An 18,146-nucleotide genomic window follows, 5' to 3' on the forward strand; every position below is an offset into this window, starting at 1 on the left:
ACTTAGAATCTAGAAAAAGTGAGGTGCCTCTGTTGGCGATTAAATATGAATTAATACATGAATGTAAACAATCAGGTGCTCGTTATGGTAAATTGCACACCCCACACGGGACATTTGAAACCCCAGTTTTTATGCCGGTAGGAACGTTGGCCACTGTTAAAACGTTATCTCCTGAAGAACTTGATCAGATGGGAGCTAAAATTATTTTAGCGAATACTTACCATCTTTGGTTACAACCAGGTGAGAAGATTGTTGAGGAAGCAGGTGGACTTCATAAGTTTGAAAATTGGGGAGGAGCTATTTTAACCGATTCAGGTGGATTTCAAGTTTTTAGTTTAAGCAAATTACGTGAAATTACTGAAGAGGGAGTAACTTTCCGCGACCATCGTAATGGGGCTCCTTTATTTATGTCACCTGAGATTTCAATCGGAGTACAAAACTCATTAGGGGCTGATATTATTATGTCTTTTGATGAGTGTCCCCCATATCCTGCGACATTTGAATATATGAAAAATTCAGTTGATCGTACGATTCGTTGGGCGGAACGAGGAAAAAAAGCGCATAAAAATCCCGAAACCCAAGCTTTATTTGGAATTGTTCAGGGAGGAGAATATCCTGAACTACGTAAGTATTGTGCTGAAAAATTAGTAGAAATGGACTTCCCAGGTTATTCAGTCGGAGGGGTATCAGTTGGGGAACCAAAGGATGTCGCACGAAAAATGATTGAATATACTATTCCTTATTTGCCAAAGGATAAGCCACGCTATTTAATGGGAGTAGGGTCACCAGACGACTTAATCGATGGGGCTATTCGCGGAATTGATATGTTTGATTGTGTTTTACCAACGCGTATCGCTCGTCATGGAACAGCCATGACTTCAGTCGGACGTGTGGTTATTAAGAATAAAGTTTATGAGCGCGACTTTACGCCGTTAGATCCAAACTGCGATTGTTACACATGTAAGAATTATACACGTTCATATATTCGCCACTTAATTAAGGCGAATGAATCGTTTGGACAACGATTAGTTTCGTATCATAATTTACATTTCTTAATCCATTTAATGGAGCAGATACGAGAGGCAATCCGACAAGATCGTTTATTGGATTTCCGTGAAGAATTCTTTGAACAATATGGGATTAATTTGCCAGGATCACGAGGATTTTAAGCATAGGCCATGTGTCATTGAAAGGTTTCAGTGATTTATGGAGATAGATAAATAAAGTCATCAATGATAAGTTTGTTGACGAGTAAGAAAGGGAGCGGTTTATAATGAATCAAACAGTTATGTTAGCTATTCAACTAGTGTTATTAGGGGCGATTTTTTAATTCTTTATGATTCGCCCAGAAAACAAACGTCGTAAGGCAGTAACAACGATGCAAAATAGTTTATCTAAAGGGGATCGAGTTGTAACTATTGGAGGAATTCATGGACGTATTCATTCAATTGAAGAAGAAGTGGTGACGTTAATTAATGACGAGGGTCAAAAATGGATTTTTGAACGTCACGCAATCGCTCGTAAAGTAGAAAAATAAAAAGAGGAGAGCCTGATACGAGGCTCTTCCTCTTTTTATTTTTTAGTTGGTAAATTAACCCCAATCATTCCCCCTGCAATACAAATGACAAAGGTGATAATGCTTCGAATGTAAAATTGTAGGCTTAAAGGTGCCTCAACACCGATGGTATAAAATAGAAGGCTTAATAATACCATAACCGAAGCAACACAAATACCGATTAACCATCCTTTTTCAGCGAATTTTTTAGAAATAATAGCAGTCCCCGTGAAAAAGGTAATAACAAAAGCAGCGTAGATGATGTTTCCGAGTAACCCGACTGAGACCCATCCAAAATAAGCAATTGTTGTTATAAGTAGACCGAAAATGAGGATACTAATAACAATGAATGCCAATCCGTCTAGTAATGCTTTTCCTAGTTTTTCTGACATATTCTCAACTCCTATGACTATGTGTATTCATTAGTAACTTTATGAACCAATTGAAATGATTATGTAACTTTAAGGATAAAAGATTGAAATAGAGGGAAAAATATGGATCTTAATTGCTATAATGTGATATATAGAACGACGCTTTTTTATATTGTCCTATTAATCGTGTTTAAGTTAATGGGAAAAAGGGAAATTGGTCAATTGACGTTGCTCGATTTAGTGGTCTCTGTTTTAATGGCGGAGATTGCAGCAATGGCAATTGATAATCTAGAACGTCCCATTCATGAGGTTTTATTAGCCATTGGATTACTTGGAATTTTGCAATTTACTTCCGCCTTTATTACGTTACGATACAAAAAAATTCGGGAGTTTGTTGATGGGAAGCCGTCCATTCTTATTCATCAGGGAAGAATTAATATCCATGAGATGAGAAAACAACGATATACTTTTGATGACCTCATGCTCCAATTACGGGCAAATAATATTTCATCTGTTTTTGAGGTTGAGTATGCCATTTTAGAGTCAAATGGACAACTCTCTTCCTTTAAAAGGCAAGATGTTACCTATTGTCCACTTCCTATTATTACATCCGGAGGTATTGAAAAAGAAAATTTATTAAAAATTCATAAAACGGAAAAATGGGTAGAAGAACAAATGGAGAAAAAAGGGATTTTTGGAGTAAAAGAGGTTTACTATGCTGCATTTGATGGAAAGGAACTTCAGTTTATTACGCGAGAATCCTTAAATTTAAATGAAAAAAAACGCCGTTAATTTTGACGACGTTTTCTACTTTAAGTAAAGTTGCTACTTCTTTTGTTATTTCGTGTTATAATTAGCTTGTCGTTTGATCCGCTTTCCATCACTGACCTGAGTGGGAAATAGACCGCAGACAAAAAGTAAAAATAAGTACGAAATGCCCACGATAAAGCAAATAATAATCATATTAAGAAATTGATTGGTATGGAAGGTATAAGCTAATTTTAAATAGGAACCAAGCATGAACGTAATTCCGATGATTAATGTTGCATTGAAAACGGAACGTAGATTCATGCGGTAACCGATATGTTTTCTTACTAGAAGAAAGTGCCATCCGGTTACAAATATAACATTAAACAAAACAGAAATAACTAACCCATAAATATTTAGGTTTGGAATTTGAAGCAAAATAATCATCATAATAATCTTTATAACTGAGGAGATGAAAGTCGTATTCATCGCTTGATTCGCCTCGTCAATTGCTTGTAAGGTAGAAGTGAGTGGTGCTTGAAAGTAAAGGAGTAAGAAGACAGGGGCCATTAGAATGAGGTAATTTGCCCCGGTTGAAGAGCCATAAAGTAGATTCATTAATTCGGTTGGAAATAGCATCAATAAAACGGTATAAATTCCGCTTGGTAAGAATGAGATCAAGAAGGCGTTATTAAGATGCGAATAAATTCTATCATATCTTTTATTAGCAAATGCCTGACTAATTGGTGGAACGATTGCTTGAGTAATTGCATTTGAGATAAACGAAGGCATGAGAACCATAGGCAGGGCAAAACCGGAAACGGCTCCGTATAATTTCGCACTTTGTGCACTGTTATAACCAATTTTGAAAAGGCATTGGACAACAACGATGGGTTCAAGAAAATGCGAGAATGATCCGATGAGTCGACTTCCTGTTGCCGGTAATGAAATAGCTAATACATCTTTAAAGTTCTGAGGGCTTAGATGAATCGGTCTTAAGTTTGCCCCCTGATGGTTATGCTTGATGTTTTTAAAGAATAGAAAAATAAGAATTAAGATAGAAGAAAACTCTCCTGCAATTGATGCCCAAATTGTTCCAACAATTCCGAATACAATTCCGTGTGGAAGTAGCCATGAGATAAAAAGAACAGAGAAAACCATCCGGATAACTTGTTCCACTAGGGTTGAAATGGCTGATGGGAACATATTCTGTTCTCCTTGAAAATAGGCCTTGAAAATAGTTGAAAGTGAAACAAAAAAGAGTAGTGGACCAATGGAAATCAAGGGTAGATAAGTTCGCTCATCCTTGAGTAAATAAACGGCTAATGGTTCGGCAATAAAAAACAATAAGATACTAATGAGTAAACTCGAAACCATAGCAATAATGAGTGATACAGATAAAACCTTTTTTTGGCGTTCGTTGGCGCGAGAAATAAGGGTTGGAATAGCAATTGGAAGACCGATACTTGCAAAGGTTGTAAGTAACATGAGGGTTGGCCCAATTAACATATAGATTCCAATTCCATCTTCACCAAGTAGACGTGTCACCATGACGCGGTTAATCATTCCTAGGACCTTGGTGATGAGTCCCGCTATAACGAGAATAAATGTTCCTTGTACGACGTTTTGTTTTTTCATAATTTTTTCACCTATACTTTAGTTATGATTTTGCTTAAGTCTATGAATAAGAATTTTAAAATATGAAGGTGAGGAGATACTTTTGCTTAAATCGATGATGAATTGGAGAAAATGTGACATATTAGACGAAAGTATGCAGGGAGAGAGAGGTGAACTCCACCCGGCGATTGAACGTCTTATTTTATCTAGAAAGTTAGTAGAACCGGAAAATCTTGCAACATTTAACCATCAAGTGCCGGTTCACCACGATCCGTTATTGTTTTCGCAAATGTCTAAAATTATTATGCGAATTAATACGGCCATAGATGAGGGACAACCGATTCTAGTCTATGGCGATTACGATGCAGATGGGGTAACTGGAACATCTATTTTAGTTCGTTGTCTTCGCGAGCTAGGAGCTTTGGTTGATTATTATATTCCAAATCGATTTTATGAGGGATATGGCCCGAATAAAGAAGCGTTTATGCAGGCAATAGAGGATGGTTTTCAATTAGTCATTACGGTAGACAACGGAATTGCCGGAATTGAAGAGGCGGAATTGTTGATGGAACATGGGGTAGATCTTATTATTACAGATCATCACCAGGTAAAGGAAACACTTCCCCGCGCGTATGCTATCTTGCATCCGGAGCTTGATAAAAATTATCCGTTTCATCACTTATCAGGCGCGGGGGTTGCGTTGAAGATAGCGGAGGCATTACTAGAGGAAGTCATTCCTGAGGATTATTATGCTATTGCCATGCTTGGAACCATTGGTGATGTTGTCCCGTTAATTGATGAAAATCGATCGATTGTGAAAAGAGGTCTTGCCGCCTTAAAGGAAACAGAGATTGAGGGATTGAATGCCATTATGGAGATGGCCAATACGAATAAGAACGAGGTAACAGAGGTTAACGTAGGGTTTGAGATTTGTCCCCGCCTAAACGCTCCTGGTCGTATGGATGAGGCGACGCTAGCTGTAAAGTGTTTAATTTGTGAGGATCAAGATGAGGCGACGGAGCTGGCTCAACAAATTGAACAAATTAATACCGAACGGCAAAAGACAACACAACAAGTATTAGAAGAAGTGATGAAAATGGTAGATCAGGAGACTTTAGCAGTGAAAAAGGCGTTAATTCTATATGCTCCTCATTGGCATGAGGGGATACTTGGAATTGTAGCTGGGCGTTTAGCAAAGCAGTGGCAGAAGGCTGTCTTTGTAGTGACAGATGATCACGAAGGTTTTATTAAAGGGTCGGCACGAGCGGTAGAAGGATACCATTTATTTGAATTATTAACGCAATGTCAATCACTGATAGAACGCTTTGGTGGACATGCCTTGGCAGCAGGAATTACATTTGATAAAAAAAATCTTCAACCTCTTGAAAATCAAATGAATGAACTTTTAAAAGATACGGATCTTAAGCCCTCTCTTACCGTTGATTTATGCTTACCTATCTCAGATTTAGATGTTTCTTTCGTTGATCAATTGCAGTGCCTGGCTCCCTTTGGAGAAGGGAATCGCCCACCCTTATTTGAAATGCGAGATGTATATGTAAGCAACGTAAAAGTCATCGGAAACAAAATGCAGCATTTAAAATTTACACTCGAACAAGATGGAAATTGTCTGGAAGGCATTGCCTTTAATCAAGCCCATTTATCGACTTATTTGACGAAAGATACACGGTTTAGTTTTGTAGGAGAACTGAAAATTAATGAATGGAATGGGCATCGAAATGTTCAATTTCACTTTGTTGACGTTTTGTGTGAGGAGTTTCAATTAATCGATTTGCGTAATAAACAGGCGTATGAACAACGAAAAGATGATTTGTTCTTGGCAACGTCTTATGCAAAGGCGAAAGATGAAAATCATATTGAAACATTAGTTATTGATCAACTACCGAATTCAAAGGAAGAATTAATAGGACTCATTCGAGAGAAAAAGCCTAATAATATTGTTATAGCGCCTATCGATTCGAATATAACGTTTGCTAGTCGTGAGAAATTTGTCACCGTTTATCGGGTGATTAAACAACATGCCCCTATCACGCTAAACCACCAAATGATGAATTATTTTTTAAGACTGGGAATTAGCAAAAATGAATTATTATTTATTTTACAGGTGTTTTTTGAAGTGGAACTTGTTATAATAAAAAATGGTTCTGTTTTTTTACCCGATTGCATCGCAAAGCGCGATTTATCAGAGGCTGCAACGTATCAACTCCAAAATTCAAAATTGAAGATGCTTGAATTTTTTGAATTAACAACGTGGACAGAATTAAAACATATTTTTACAACAGCTAGGGAGGAAATGACTGATGAATCTTAAAGACTATGTAGCGAATGTACCTAACTTTCCGAAGGAAGGAATTCAATTTAAGGATATTACACCATTAATGTCAGACGGCGCGGCATATAATTATGCGACGCAAAAAATGGTTGAATTTGCAAAAAAACAGCAGGCCGAGGTTATTGTTGGACCTGAAGCCCGAGGATTTATTTTTGGATGTCCGGTTGCCCATGAGTTAAAAATTGGGTTTGCCCCTGTTCGTAAACCAGGAAAATTACCACGTGAAACGGTGTCTTTTAATTATGATCTCGAATATGGGTCAAATACATTATGTATGCATAAAGATGCAATTAAGCCAGGACAACGTGTTTTAATTGTAGATGATTTATTAGCAACTGGTGGAACGGTTGAAGCAACAGTTAAGCTAATTGAACAATTAGGTGGAGTTGTTGTAGGGTGTGCTTTTTTAATTGAATTAGAAGAGTTAAACGGTCGAAAATTGTTAGAAAACTATGAAGTTTTGTCATTAATGAAATATTAATTCAAAATAATTGAAAAGCTAAGGGAGGAATGGCACATTTTGTGTTGCATTCTTCCTTTTTTTTGTGTTAAACTTTTAAAAAGTATGAAAAAATTATTAAATGATAGGAAAGGTTGGATGAATAATCATCCTTTTTTTTCATCCTAGTAAATATTTTTAAAAAATTATGTCTTTCATGAAACAAATGACAAATTTAGCTTTATAATAAAATTAAGTAGATTAAATAATAGGAGTAATGTTTATGTATCAATTAAACGGATATGAGATATCTATTGATCATGTTTTAGAGCAAGCTAAAACGTATATTAAAAATCCAGAGAGTATTGCGGTGATTGAACGTGCTTTTGAACTTGCCTTTCAGAAACATAAAGATCAATTACGAAAATCAGGCGAACCTTATATTATTCATCCCATTGAGGTGGCTCATATTCTTACGAAATGGCAAACGGGGCCACGAACGATTGCTTCAGGATTGCTTCATGATATTATAGAAGATACAGATATTACTAAAGAAGAAATTGCTGAATTATTTGATAATGAAATTGCCGAAATTATTGATGGTGTCACAAAGCTAACAAAGTTAACCTATAAGTCAAAAGAAAAGCAACAGGCGGAAAATCATCGGAAGATGCTATTAGCTATGAGTAAGGATATCCGTGTTATTTTAGTGAAACTTGCCGACCGCTTGCACAATATTCGAACACTTAAATTTTTGCCTCCAGAGAAACAACGTGCAATTGCCCATGAAACAATGGAAATTTATGTTCCAATTGCGCATCGATTAGGGATGTATCGAGTAAAGGCAGAACTTGAAGACACGTCGTTACGCTTTCTAAAGCCAGAAGATTTTTATCGAATTGCTCAATTAATTAAACAAAAGAAACATGAGCGTGAGGAACAAATTCGAGAGATGGAAGAAGAGATAAAAGCCGCTCTTGAGGAGTATCATATTCCCTTTGAAATTAAGGGACGTATTAAAAATATTTATAGTGTGTATAAGAAAATGCAAACGCGCGAAAAAGAATTTGATGAAATTTATGACTTGTTAGCTCTTCGCTTAATCGTTAATTCGCTTCCTGAATGTTACTCGGCACTAGGGGTTATTCATGCAAATTTTAAACCGATTCCAAATCGTTTTAAGGATTATATTGCAATGCCGAAGCCTAATATGTACCAGTCTTTACATACAACTATTATCGGTCCAAATGGCCATGTGTTTGAAGTGCAAATTCGAACAAAAGAGATGGACGAAATTGCAGAGCAAGGGGTTGCTGCACATTGGGCGTATAAGGAAAATCGTCAAGTGACGGCTAAGCAGGAACAAAAGGAAATTCAAGACAAATTAAAATGGTATGAGACACTGATTGCCTATCAAGAAGAAGTCAACGATGCTGAAAAGTTAATGAAATTAGTTAAAGATGACATTTTTAATGCGAATGTTTATGTATTCACTCCAAATGGTGATGTGTTTGATTTTCCACCTGGATCAACCCCAATTGACTTTGCTTATCGAATTCATACAAACCTGGGGCATAAGACAACAGGGGCGATTGTAAATGGAAAAATTGTGACATTAAATTATCAATTAAAAACAGGTGATATTGTAGAAATTAAATCGTCACGTAATTCATTTGGACCGAGTGAAGATTGGCTAAATATAGTGAAAACTTCGCAGGCGCGCCATAAAATTCGTCAGTACTTTAATCGAACAAAACGTGAGGAATATACACGTAAAGGTGAGGAATTATTTGCAAAAGAGCTTGCGTCAAAGGATTTATCCATTAATTCCATTGATACTCAAAAGCTTTTAAAAATTTATAAAAAACAAAATGTTGATAAACTCGAGGAATTGTACTATCAAATCGGTCGTGGTCGCCTCGTTCCGAAGACAATTTTAGAACGTTATTTATCGGATGGAAAAGAGGTTAATGAGACGGATCTTATTCAGCAGATTAATGATGCTGCGAAAGTCAAAGAGGGACAACGTAAAAAAGCAAAAAATCGTTTTGGAATTATTGTCGATGGATTAGACAATGTTGATTTACGCATTGCTAAATGTTGTAATCCAGTTCCAGGTGATCCGATTGTTGGTTATATTACAAAGGGAAGCGGGATCACAATTCATCATGCGGAATGTCATAATGCAAAAATGAATGGTCGATTGGTGCCTGTTGAATGGGATGATGAGCATCGAAATACGTTCAATGCTAAAATTAAGGTTGTCGCACTTGACCGTAAAAATGTTTTAGGGGATATTATTCAAAGGTTAGCAACCATCAATACAAATATTACGGAATTGAACGCGCAGGCATCTGCGGATACAGTGATTATCAATATGTCATTTTCGGTGCGTAATATTGAACAATTGTTATCAATTGTTAATACGATTAAACGTGTTAAAGATGTTTTTAGCGTAGAGCGTATTTTACAGTAGTGAGGTGTTTGTTTTAATGAAAGTAGTCGTTCAACGGGCAAGAAATGCAAGTGTTACGGTCGATGATCAGGTAGTAGGTGCAATTGATTATGGATTCGTTTTACTTGTCGGATTGACACATGAGGATACGTTAGCGGATGTGGAGTATTGTGCTAAGAAGGTAGCGAATCTTAGAGTTTTTGAGGATGCGGCTGGTAAGATGAATAAATCAATTCAAGATGAAGCGGGATCAATTCTTTCAATCTCTCAATTTACGTTATATGGAGATACAAAGAAGGGGAATCGCCCTAGCTTTATTCAAGCGGCTCCTCCACAAGTAGCCCAACCCTTGTATGAACAGTTTAATCAGTTATTAAGAGATAAGTATGGAATAACTGTTGAAACTGGTGTGTTTGGGGCTATGATGAATGTTTCATTTACAAATGTCGGTCCAACGACGTTAATGATTGAATCTTAAAAGAAAATGTATTATAATAAAGAAAATGGTCAACTATAAATATAAATTCAATGATCAAGAGAGGCTAGAATGGAAGTCGTAACAGAGAACGAAGCCTAGGCTGGAAGCTTCGACGAATACATAATAGATAGACACTTGTGAGAAGGTATCTTGAATGTTATAGTAGAGATATCCGTAGGCGGCGTTAACGTTTGAAAGTGGTTGTCGTTTGATAGACGATGGCAATTAAGGTGGTACCGCGTATATTACGTCCTTAGAATTTTATCTAGGGGCTTTTTTTATGCTTAACTTGTAGGAGTACCAAATAATGAAGTAGTCATCATCAGTAATAACTAGGAAGGAGCTTTAACATGAACTTTAGTAAACCAAAGGGAACTTACGATGTTTTACCGAAAGAAAGTGCACGTTGGCAAAATATCGAAAGTCTTATCCGAGAAATTTGTTCAATTTTCAATTATAAGGAAATCCGTACACCGATGTTTGAAAGTACCGGTCTCTATCATCGTTCAGCGGGAGAAACTTCGGATGTTGTCTCAAAAGAAACTTATGATTTTAAAGATCGTGGTGATCGCTCGATGACATTACGTCCTGAGGGTACAGCGGGCGTTGTACGTAGTTATATCGAAAATAAGTTATATGCAGACCAAATGGTACAAAAACTATTTTATATTGCGCCAATGTTCCGCTACGAGCGTCAACAAAAGGGACGCTATCGCCAACACGTCCAGTTCGGAACAGAGGTATTTGGAAGCGCGGATCCAGCACTAGATGCTGAGGTTATTTCATTGGCTGTTACGTTGTATAAAGTATTAGGATTACGAAATATTAAAGTAAAACTAAACTCACTAGGAGATACCCAAAGCCGTGAAAATTATCGTCAGGCACTCCTTAATCACTTTGAGGGACACCAGAATGAATTATGCGCGGATTGTCAAGTTCGTTTGGAGAAGAATCCCCTTCGTGTCTTAGATTGTAAAGTAGACCGTGAGAAGGAGATTATGGAAACCGCACCTCAATTAATCGATCATTTAGTCGAAGAGGATCGTGCCTACTTCTTAAAGGTGCAACAATATTTAAAATCAATGGGAATTAACTATGAATACGACGCGACTCTAGTTCGAGGATTTGACTATTACACGCATACCATTTTTGAAATTCAAGCTGATATTGAAGGATTTGGAGCTCAAAATACATTGTGTGGAGGAGGGCGTTATAATAAATTGGTTGCCGAACTTGGTGGACCAACAGTTCCAGCTATTGGATTTGGGATGGGGTTAGAACGCTTGTTACTTGCTTTAGAAGCCGAGGGAATTCAAGTAGGCGGTGATGACGCAGTAGATTTCTTCTTAATAACATTAGGTGAAGATGCTAAAATGTTTGGGTCTCGTTTATTATTAGACTTACGTTCACGCGGATTAATTTGTGAAACAGATTATCTAGGGAAAAACTTAAAGGGACAATTTAAACAAGCAGATCGTCACCATGCTCGTTATACTGCGATTTTAGGTGATGATGAACTACAACAAGGAATGATTAACCTAAAAAATAATCAAACGGGAACACAACAAACGATTCCGGTTGCTTTAATTATTGATTATATTTTAGAAGATCAGCAGAAAAATCACGCAGGTTGCTGTGGAGGTCATGGACACGGTGAGGATTATGAATGTTGTGGGGGCCATGGAAATGGTTCAAGCTGCGGATGTCAACATTAGTAAGAGGTGAATTAAATGAATCGAACACATAATAACGGAGAATTAAGAATTGAACAGGTAGGCCAGATTGTTGAATTAAAAGGATGGGTTGCCAAAACACGTAATTTAGGTGGACTTATTTTTATTGATTTACGTGACCGTTATGGAATGACACAATTAGTTGTTAATCCAGAAACAGCAAAACCAGAGGCGTTGGAAGCTGCGAATAAGGTACGTAATGAGTATGTTGTTGCTGTTAAGGGTGAGGTTACAGAGCGTCAAAGTAAAAATCCAAATATGCCGACGGGAGATATTGAGGTTGTTTTAGATGAGTTGACGATTATTTCTGAGGCGGAAATGACACCGTTAATTATTGCTGATGAAACGGATGCTTTAGAAGATACGCGTTTAAAATATCGTTACTTAGATTTAAGACGCCCTGTTATGCAGAAAAATTTTATTTTACGTCACAATATTTTAAAATCAATTCGTAGCTATTTAGACGGACACGATTTTATTGAGGTAGAAACACCTTACTTAAATAAATCAACTCCTGAGGGGGCGCGTGATTACTTAGTACCAAGTCGTGTGCACGAAGGGGAATTTTATGCGCTACCACAATCACCACAAATTTTTAAACAGTTATTAATGGTATCTGGATTTGAACGTTATTACCAGATTGCTCGTTGCTTCCGTGATGAGGATTTACGTGCGGATCGTCAACCTGAGTTTACGCAGATTGACATTGAAACCTCATTCTTAACGCAAGAAGAGATAATGAATATGATTGAAGAAATGCTAGTCAAGATGATGAAGGATGTGAAAGGTTTAGATATTCCACGTCCATTCCCACGCTTAAGTTATGAAGAGGCAATGGGACGTTTTGGGTCTGATAAACCAGATACACGTTTTGAAATGGAATTAATTGCTTTAAATGATGCAGTGGCAAATTGCGGATTTTCAGTTTTTGCGCAAACGATTGAGGCAGGAAACGAAGTTAAAGCTTTATGTGTCAAAGGGGCTGCGGATCGTTTCTCACGTAAAGACATTGATAAATTAACCGATTATGTAAAAAAATATAAAGCAAAAGGTTTAGCATGGATGAAAGTTGTTGAAGAGGGATTCAACGGGCCAATCGCTAAGTTCTTCAGTGAACAAGAAATCGAGCGTATTAAACAAACGACGCAAGCTGAAACAGGAGACCTGTTATTATTTGTCGCTGATAAAAAATCGGTTGTTGCTGATAGTTTAGGAGCACTTCGTTTACATTTAGGAAAAGAATTAGGTTTAATTGATGAATCGAAATTTAACTTCTTATGGGTCATTGATTGGCCGCTATTTGAATATGACGAGGAACTTGGTCGTTTCTTTGCAGCACATCATCCATTTACGATGCCAAGCTTAGATACATTAGCGACGTTTGATACAGATGGTCATCAGGCAAAGGCTCAAGCTTATGATATTGTTTTAAATGGATATGAATTAGGTGGAGGATCACTGCGTATTTACCAAAAAGACATTCAAGAGCGTATGTTTAAGTCACTTGGATTTACAGAGGAAGAGGCAGAGGAACAATTTGGATTCTTAATGAACGCCTTTAAATATGGAACACCACCACATGGGGGATTAGCATTAGGACTTGATCGAATTGCGATGATTTTAACGGGTTCTCAAAGTTTACGCGATGTTATTGCCTTCCCTAAGAATGCATCTGCATCATGTCCGATGACGGAGGCACCAGGTGTGGTTTCTGAAGCACAACTAGATGAGTTACGTATTCAGTTGAAGAAATAGGATTTCCTATAATAATAAAATTTTTGATTTAAATCGACGAAAAGAGTGCCTGATGGCACTCTTTTTTTGCAAGGATATGAATAAAATTGTACATTTTTGTGTAAAAAAATGGCTAAGTGTTTTCAAATAGCATTAAATCATGTAAAATGGTGCTAGATGATTTCTCTTCATGTAATGTCTCACGTTTTTATAATCGCATTTGCATTATAGGAATAGCGAAAGTAATTTATAATAACAAACAGACATAGAGCATAAGGCAGAGTTTAAAGGGAGGGTGTAGGCATGAATATGAGAAAAATCATTAAACAGCCATTTATTATTTTTGGGAGTATTTTTTTTGTTTCAACAATGGTGCTAACTGGTATGCTTATTCATCAGGTCAAGGAAATGGCCGGGGGACCAAATGAATCATTAAAACCTAGTACGCCGGTGGTTGAAAATGAGAAGAGAGAGTATCATTTATCAAAAACTGCAACAGGGTATCAAAAGGAAATTTTTGATGAGTTGTTAGAAGCGCAAAAAGATTATCAGAACAGTCAGACGGAACAAATGACGCAAGCATATGCCACAGCTATTGTTAAAAACTTTATTGCCGACTTTTACACGTGGACCAATAAAGTTAATCATAGTGATGTAGGTGGTGTTCAATTTATTGATAAAGAGATGCGTTCGGCGTTTAAAAAACAAGCGATTGATGGTTATTATGAAACGTTAGACTATTATTTGGAAAATGAAGATGCCTCTTCATTGATGAGCGTTAATAAGGTGCAAATCACAAATGTTAATTTAAATGATGTTATTGATGTCGAAGGCGACGAGGATGAAATGGAACAACTGGATTGTATCTCACTTCAGGCAAATTGGTCATATGAACCGATGGGGCTTGCTGAGGAGACGAGTCTTCAAACAACAGCGACATTTATTTTAACCAAGGTTGATGGTGATTTATTCATTAACGCAATTTTATCAGAGTAGGGAGGGGCAGATATGTTTAATAAAAAAGGATTAAAATGGATTTATCGATTAATTATGATGATTCCAATCGTTCCGATTATTTGGAATGCGATTTATCTTAATAAGTATTCGGGGTTTGATTTTTCATTACGTGTCAACGTGATTTTAGTTTTAATTTTATTATACTTATCTTTATTAATGTTCGGATTATACGCAATTAAAGTTGAATCAAAAAAAGGGACAGTTGTATTTTTAACACTTTCAGTAATCGGACTTCTTTTAGGAGGTTACGGTGGCTATGTTAATACACGCGTGTATAATTCATTGACAAATATGACAATGAATGAATCAACGGTTAATTATAGTTTAGTAACCCTATCTAATCGATCATTTGAAAAGGTCAAAGATTTAGAGGGTTATAAAATCGGAACGTTAAATATGACTAAAGAAGAGGTTTCAGACAATATTGATCAATTTTTAGAGAAAAATAAGTTGAGTGATGAGGCGGAAGTAGAAAAGTATAATTCACCGATTGCGATGCTTCAAGATTTATATTCTGAAAAAATTGATGCAATTATTGTAGGAGATAATTATGCGACTTTATTTTCTGGACAATCAGGCTTTGAAAATATTAAAGAAGAGACCAAGGTGTTAGCAACGATAGAAACAGTGCTTAAAGCGACAGAGGAAGATGCGAAAATTACAAATACATCGTTAATTGAGAATCCGTTCTCGATTTTATTAATTGGTGTCGATTCAACTGAACAAGGGTTAGGTGCTGCTTCATTGGCAGATTCTTTAATTGTAGCGACAGTCAATCCTAAAAATTTATCGGTGACGATGACTTCTATACCGAGGGATTCTTATGTGGAGGTTCCATGTTTTAATAACACGAAAGATAAAATTACCCACTCAAATAACGGGGGAACAACGTGTGTAATGGAAACAGTAGAGAAAATGTTTGACCTAAATATCCCCTATTATGTGAAGATTAACTTTAAGGGGGTAGTTGAGTTAGTTGATGCGATTGGTGGAATTTATGTGGATGTTCCGGTAACTATTGAGGAACAGGACAGTAATCGTCAATTTGGTGAGCATTTAATCAAGGTTGAGGAAGGTTATCAATTATTAAACGGAGAGCAGGCATTGGCCCTTTCACGTCATCGTAAGACGTTAGCAAAAGGTGATTTAGGCCGTGCAGAGCATCAACAACTTGTGATTGAAGGTATTGTTAATCAGATGTTAACGGAAATGGATACAGTAGGTGAGTTTTTAGACTTATTAGATGTGTTAGGAAATAATATTGAAACGAATATTTCAATGAATCAAATGACCTCAGGTATTCAATATTTGTTAGGATTACTTTCAGGTTCAACGGGGCTAAATCCGTTGGAAATGATTTACATTAAAAGTATGGTATTAAGCGCAGAATATGGTTATTTATCTAATCCATATTACTCATTTAAATTAAGCTATGCCTTCCCATACAAAGGGGCAATTGCGGATGCTCGTAAGCAAATGATGATCAACTTAGGAGAGCAATCGCCAACGATTCAACCGACATTCTCATTTAATGGGTTTAAAGAAACTCCCGATGGAAGATGGATTAAATCTTATTATGATGAAACAATGCCGTTTGAAGAAGAGGATCGTAGTGTAAGTGACCTCGATCAGGAAGATAAAGATATTGAAAAAGTAAATAGTACGACAAAAGAAGATGCGCCCGTTTTAAACAAGGTGCCAAGTTCATCATCGCATGGTGGATCGAACGCTTCTTCAAATAAAACAGATGGGACGACTGATTCAGGTAATGTCTCAAATAAGCCGAGTGCAGGTGGAGGAAATTATCCAGGACCAGTCACACCAGATACAAGTACCCCTCCGACTAATGAGCCAACAACAGGTAATGGAGGAGAAAGTAGTACTCCAGTCGTACCAGATGAAACACCCGTACAACCTGACGATCAACCGTCTCTAACGCCAGATCAGGAACAGCCATCAGGATCAGGAGAAACTCAAGGTGTTTTAGGCGTAGAAGGGAATTAAACAACATTAAAATGAAAATGTGTGTCATAGATTCTTTTATGACACACATTTTCATAATGTTTAATATTTAATCATTTGATAGGAAAGACTATAGAATTAGAGGTGATTTTATGCGGATGAAACATTCGTTATTAAATATGCTTGTGACAACAATACCGAATTTAATTTTACCCGTTATGGGGATTATAAAGTTCAGTTTATTTTCAAGTATTTATGGTGGATCAATAAATGGGCTCTACTCTACAATGATTCAACTAATGGGGGTTTTAAGTCTAGTTGAAGGGGGATTTGGGATTGCTTTTCAACAGATTCTCTATCAACCTTTAGCAAAGAAAGATGACAAGCGGGTGACTGAGCTCTATAATGGTGCAGTATTTCTGTTTAGAAAAATAGGGCTGGTTATTGGAATTTTAGGGTTTATTATAGGGATTGTCCAACCGTTATTCATTAGTCAAAAGGATGGTACTATTTCAGCCTTTATGATTTATAGTATCTACTTTTTATTACTTATCCCAGTTGTTATTTCTTACTTCTTAATGGGACCCAATATCGTCGTACAGGCTGACCAACAATATTATAAAATAAACTTAGGAATTCAAATTATTACGGTTTTACGTTCGCTGTTTTCAATTGTGATTGCGTTAATGGGGCTTCCTTTTGAAGTTGTTTTAATTATTGATGGAATTTTAACGGTCATTTCATATGCTTATTCGAGGGAGAAAGCGTTGAAGTTATATCCTTATTTGAGGGATAATAAGGAAGGCCGCGACTTAAGTACGCTCGAGAATACAAAGCACGTTTTTGTTCATCGAATTGCCGGGGTCGCTTTATCAAATACGGATCCTTTATTGTTAACTTATTTCATTTCGCCTTTAATGACAAATGTCTATAATGCCTATAATATGATTTGTTCGAGTTTAATTAAGATTTTATATAGTATTATTAAGGCGCCAGCGGATAGTTTCGGAAACTTATTCTCAAGTGATGAGGATCATAAGTATTCAACATTTTTGCAGTATGCCAATTTCTCTTTTCTTTTGAGTTCGATTGTTTCAAGTATTTTATTTATTACGGCAAATGACTTTGTTCGCTTATGGATGAAAGATGATATGTATGTGTTATCTTACGCGGGGGTATTTTTATTTACGATGAATACCTATTATCTTGTTTCTCGGGAGCCATTATTGATTCTTCGCGATGTTAATGGTTTATTTAAAGAAACACGAATGATTGCGATTTTATCTGTTATTGTTAATCTTGGAATCTCTTTGCTTCTGATTAAGCCATTAGGAATTGTAGGAATTTTATTAGGAACGTTTGTCATGTATTATGCTATTGACTTAATGATGACAGCGAAATTAGTTTATCCTAAAGTATTTGAACTATCGGCGCAAAAATATTATCGCCTAGTTATGAATCGGACGGCATTGATGTTTATTTTAACATTAGTTGGAATGTTTATTTGGAAACGACTATTTCCAAACGGAGTTTCTAATATGCTGATGTGGTTTATCGTCACAAGTGGGGTTGGGGCAATTATTACTCTGCTATATACCTTGATGTACTATATCCTATTTGAAGATTTTAGAAAGTTTGTATGGAGAATGAAGATTCCGTTTTTCCGTCGCAAATAAATAATGATTAAT

General features: G+C 36.5%; 14 protein-coding genes and 1 other annotated feature. Of the genes, 12 read left to right on the plus strand and 2 right to left on the minus strand.

Annotated features, from left to right (window positions below; translation table 11 throughout):
* Positions 1 to 32: 32 nt before the first annotated feature.
* Both tgt and yajC read left to right on the plus strand, forming a co-directional pair.
* A complete protein-coding gene (gene tgt / locus VXM77_RS04185; protein WP_338507225.1) occupies positions 33 to 1,169 on the plus strand; it encodes a tRNA guanosine(34) transglycosylase Tgt in 1,137 nt (378 codons plus the stop codon).
* 167 nt (positions 1,170 to 1,336) lie between these two features.
* On the plus strand, positions 1,337 to 1,537 hold the full coding sequence (gene yajC / locus VXM77_RS04190) for a preprotein translocase subunit YajC (protein WP_338507227.1): 201 nt from the start codon (positions 1,337 to 1,339) through the stop codon (positions 1,535 to 1,537).
* A gap of 35 nt (positions 1,538 to 1,572) precedes the next feature.
* Here yajC and VXM77_RS04195 read toward each other — a convergent pair whose 3' ends face one another.
* Positions 1,573 to 1,947 carry a TIGR04086 family membrane protein gene (locus VXM77_RS04195; protein WP_161830786.1) on the minus strand — a complete coding sequence of 125 codons (375 nt, stop codon included), beginning with the start codon at positions 1,945 to 1,947 and terminating at the stop codon, positions 1,573 to 1,575.
* 102 nt (positions 1,948 to 2,049) lie between these two features.
* On the opposite strand from VXM77_RS04195, the gene VXM77_RS04200 reads away from it, so the two are divergent.
* The gene (locus VXM77_RS04200) at positions 2,050 to 2,718 is read left to right on the plus strand and encodes a DUF421 domain-containing protein (protein ID WP_161830787.1); all 669 of its coding nucleotides are present in this window, start codon (positions 2,050 to 2,052) and stop codon (positions 2,716 to 2,718) included.
* 45 nt (positions 2,719 to 2,763) lie between these two features.
* On the opposite strand, the gene spoVB is transcribed toward VXM77_RS04200, so the two are convergent.
* Positions 2,764 to 4,311: a stage V sporulation protein B gene (gene spoVB / locus VXM77_RS04205; RefSeq protein ID WP_161830788.1), complete on the minus strand. Its 1,548-nt coding sequence runs from the start codon at positions 4,309 to 4,311 to the stop codon at positions 2,764 to 2,766.
* Positions 4,312 to 4,393: 82 nt separating this feature from the next.
* Here spoVB and recJ point away from each other — a divergent pair, with 82 nt between their 5' ends.
* From recJ to VXM77_RS04250, 9 genes are all read left to right on the plus strand, one after another.
* Positions 4,394 to 6,619: a single-stranded-DNA-specific exonuclease RecJ gene (gene recJ / locus VXM77_RS04210; RefSeq protein ID WP_237658853.1), complete on the plus strand. Its 2,226-nt coding sequence runs from the start codon at positions 4,394 to 4,396 to the stop codon at positions 6,617 to 6,619.
* Entirely contained in the window at positions 6,609 to 7,121 is a 513-nt protein-coding gene (locus VXM77_RS04215) for an adenine phosphoribosyltransferase (protein WP_262953521.1), read from the plus strand. The genes recJ and VXM77_RS04215 overlap by 11 nt, the downstream gene beginning before the upstream one ends.
* Before the next feature lie 241 nt (positions 7,122 to 7,362).
* Positions 7,363 to 9,555 (plus strand): bifunctional (p)ppGpp synthetase/guanosine-3',5'-bis(diphosphate) 3'-pyrophosphohydrolase, encoded by a 2,193-nt coding sequence (locus VXM77_RS04220; protein ID WP_161830790.1) that lies wholly within the window; start codon positions 7,363 to 7,365, stop codon positions 9,553 to 9,555.
* A gap of 16 nt (positions 9,556 to 9,571) precedes the next feature.
* Positions 9,572 to 10,012 (plus strand): D-aminoacyl-tRNA deacylase, encoded by a 441-nt coding sequence (gene dtd, locus VXM77_RS04225; RefSeq protein WP_262950197.1) that lies wholly within the window; start codon positions 9,572 to 9,574, stop codon positions 10,010 to 10,012.
* 41 nt (positions 10,013 to 10,053) lie between these two features.
* Positions 10,054 to 10,270, plus strand: a binding site (T-box leader).
* 92 nt (positions 10,271 to 10,362) lie between these two features.
* Positions 10,363 to 11,727 carry a histidine--tRNA ligase gene (hisS, locus tag VXM77_RS04230; protein ID WP_161830792.1) on the plus strand — a complete coding sequence of 455 codons (1,365 nt, stop codon included), beginning with the start codon at positions 10,363 to 10,365 and terminating at the stop codon, positions 11,725 to 11,727.
* 15 nt (positions 11,728 to 11,742) lie between these two features.
* Positions 11,743 to 13,500 carry an aspartate--tRNA ligase gene (aspS, locus tag VXM77_RS04235; protein ID WP_161830793.1) on the plus strand — a complete coding sequence of 586 codons (1,758 nt, stop codon included), beginning with the start codon at positions 11,743 to 11,745 and terminating at the stop codon, positions 13,498 to 13,500.
* Between the two features lie 282 nt (positions 13,501 to 13,782).
* Positions 13,783 to 14,475, plus strand: coding sequence for a hypothetical protein (locus VXM77_RS04240; RefSeq protein ID WP_338507229.1), 693 nt, complete (start codon positions 13,783 to 13,785; stop codon positions 14,473 to 14,475).
* A 12-nt stretch (positions 14,476 to 14,487) separates the two neighbouring features.
* The gene (locus VXM77_RS04245) at positions 14,488 to 16,500 is read left to right on the plus strand and encodes an LCP family protein (protein ID WP_262953520.1); all 2,013 of its coding nucleotides are present in this window, start codon (positions 14,488 to 14,490) and stop codon (positions 16,498 to 16,500) included.
* Positions 16,501 to 16,610: 110 nt separating this feature from the next.
* Entirely contained in the window at positions 16,611 to 18,134 is a 1,524-nt protein-coding gene (locus VXM77_RS04250; protein WP_161830796.1) for a hypothetical protein, read from the plus strand.
* Positions 18,135 to 18,146 lie beyond the last annotated feature (12 nt).

It is taken from the genome of Turicibacter sp. KK003 (assembly GCF_037014675.1).
GTDB lineage: Bacteria > Bacillota_I > Bacilli_A > MOL361 > Turicibacteraceae > Turicibacter > Turicibacter faecis.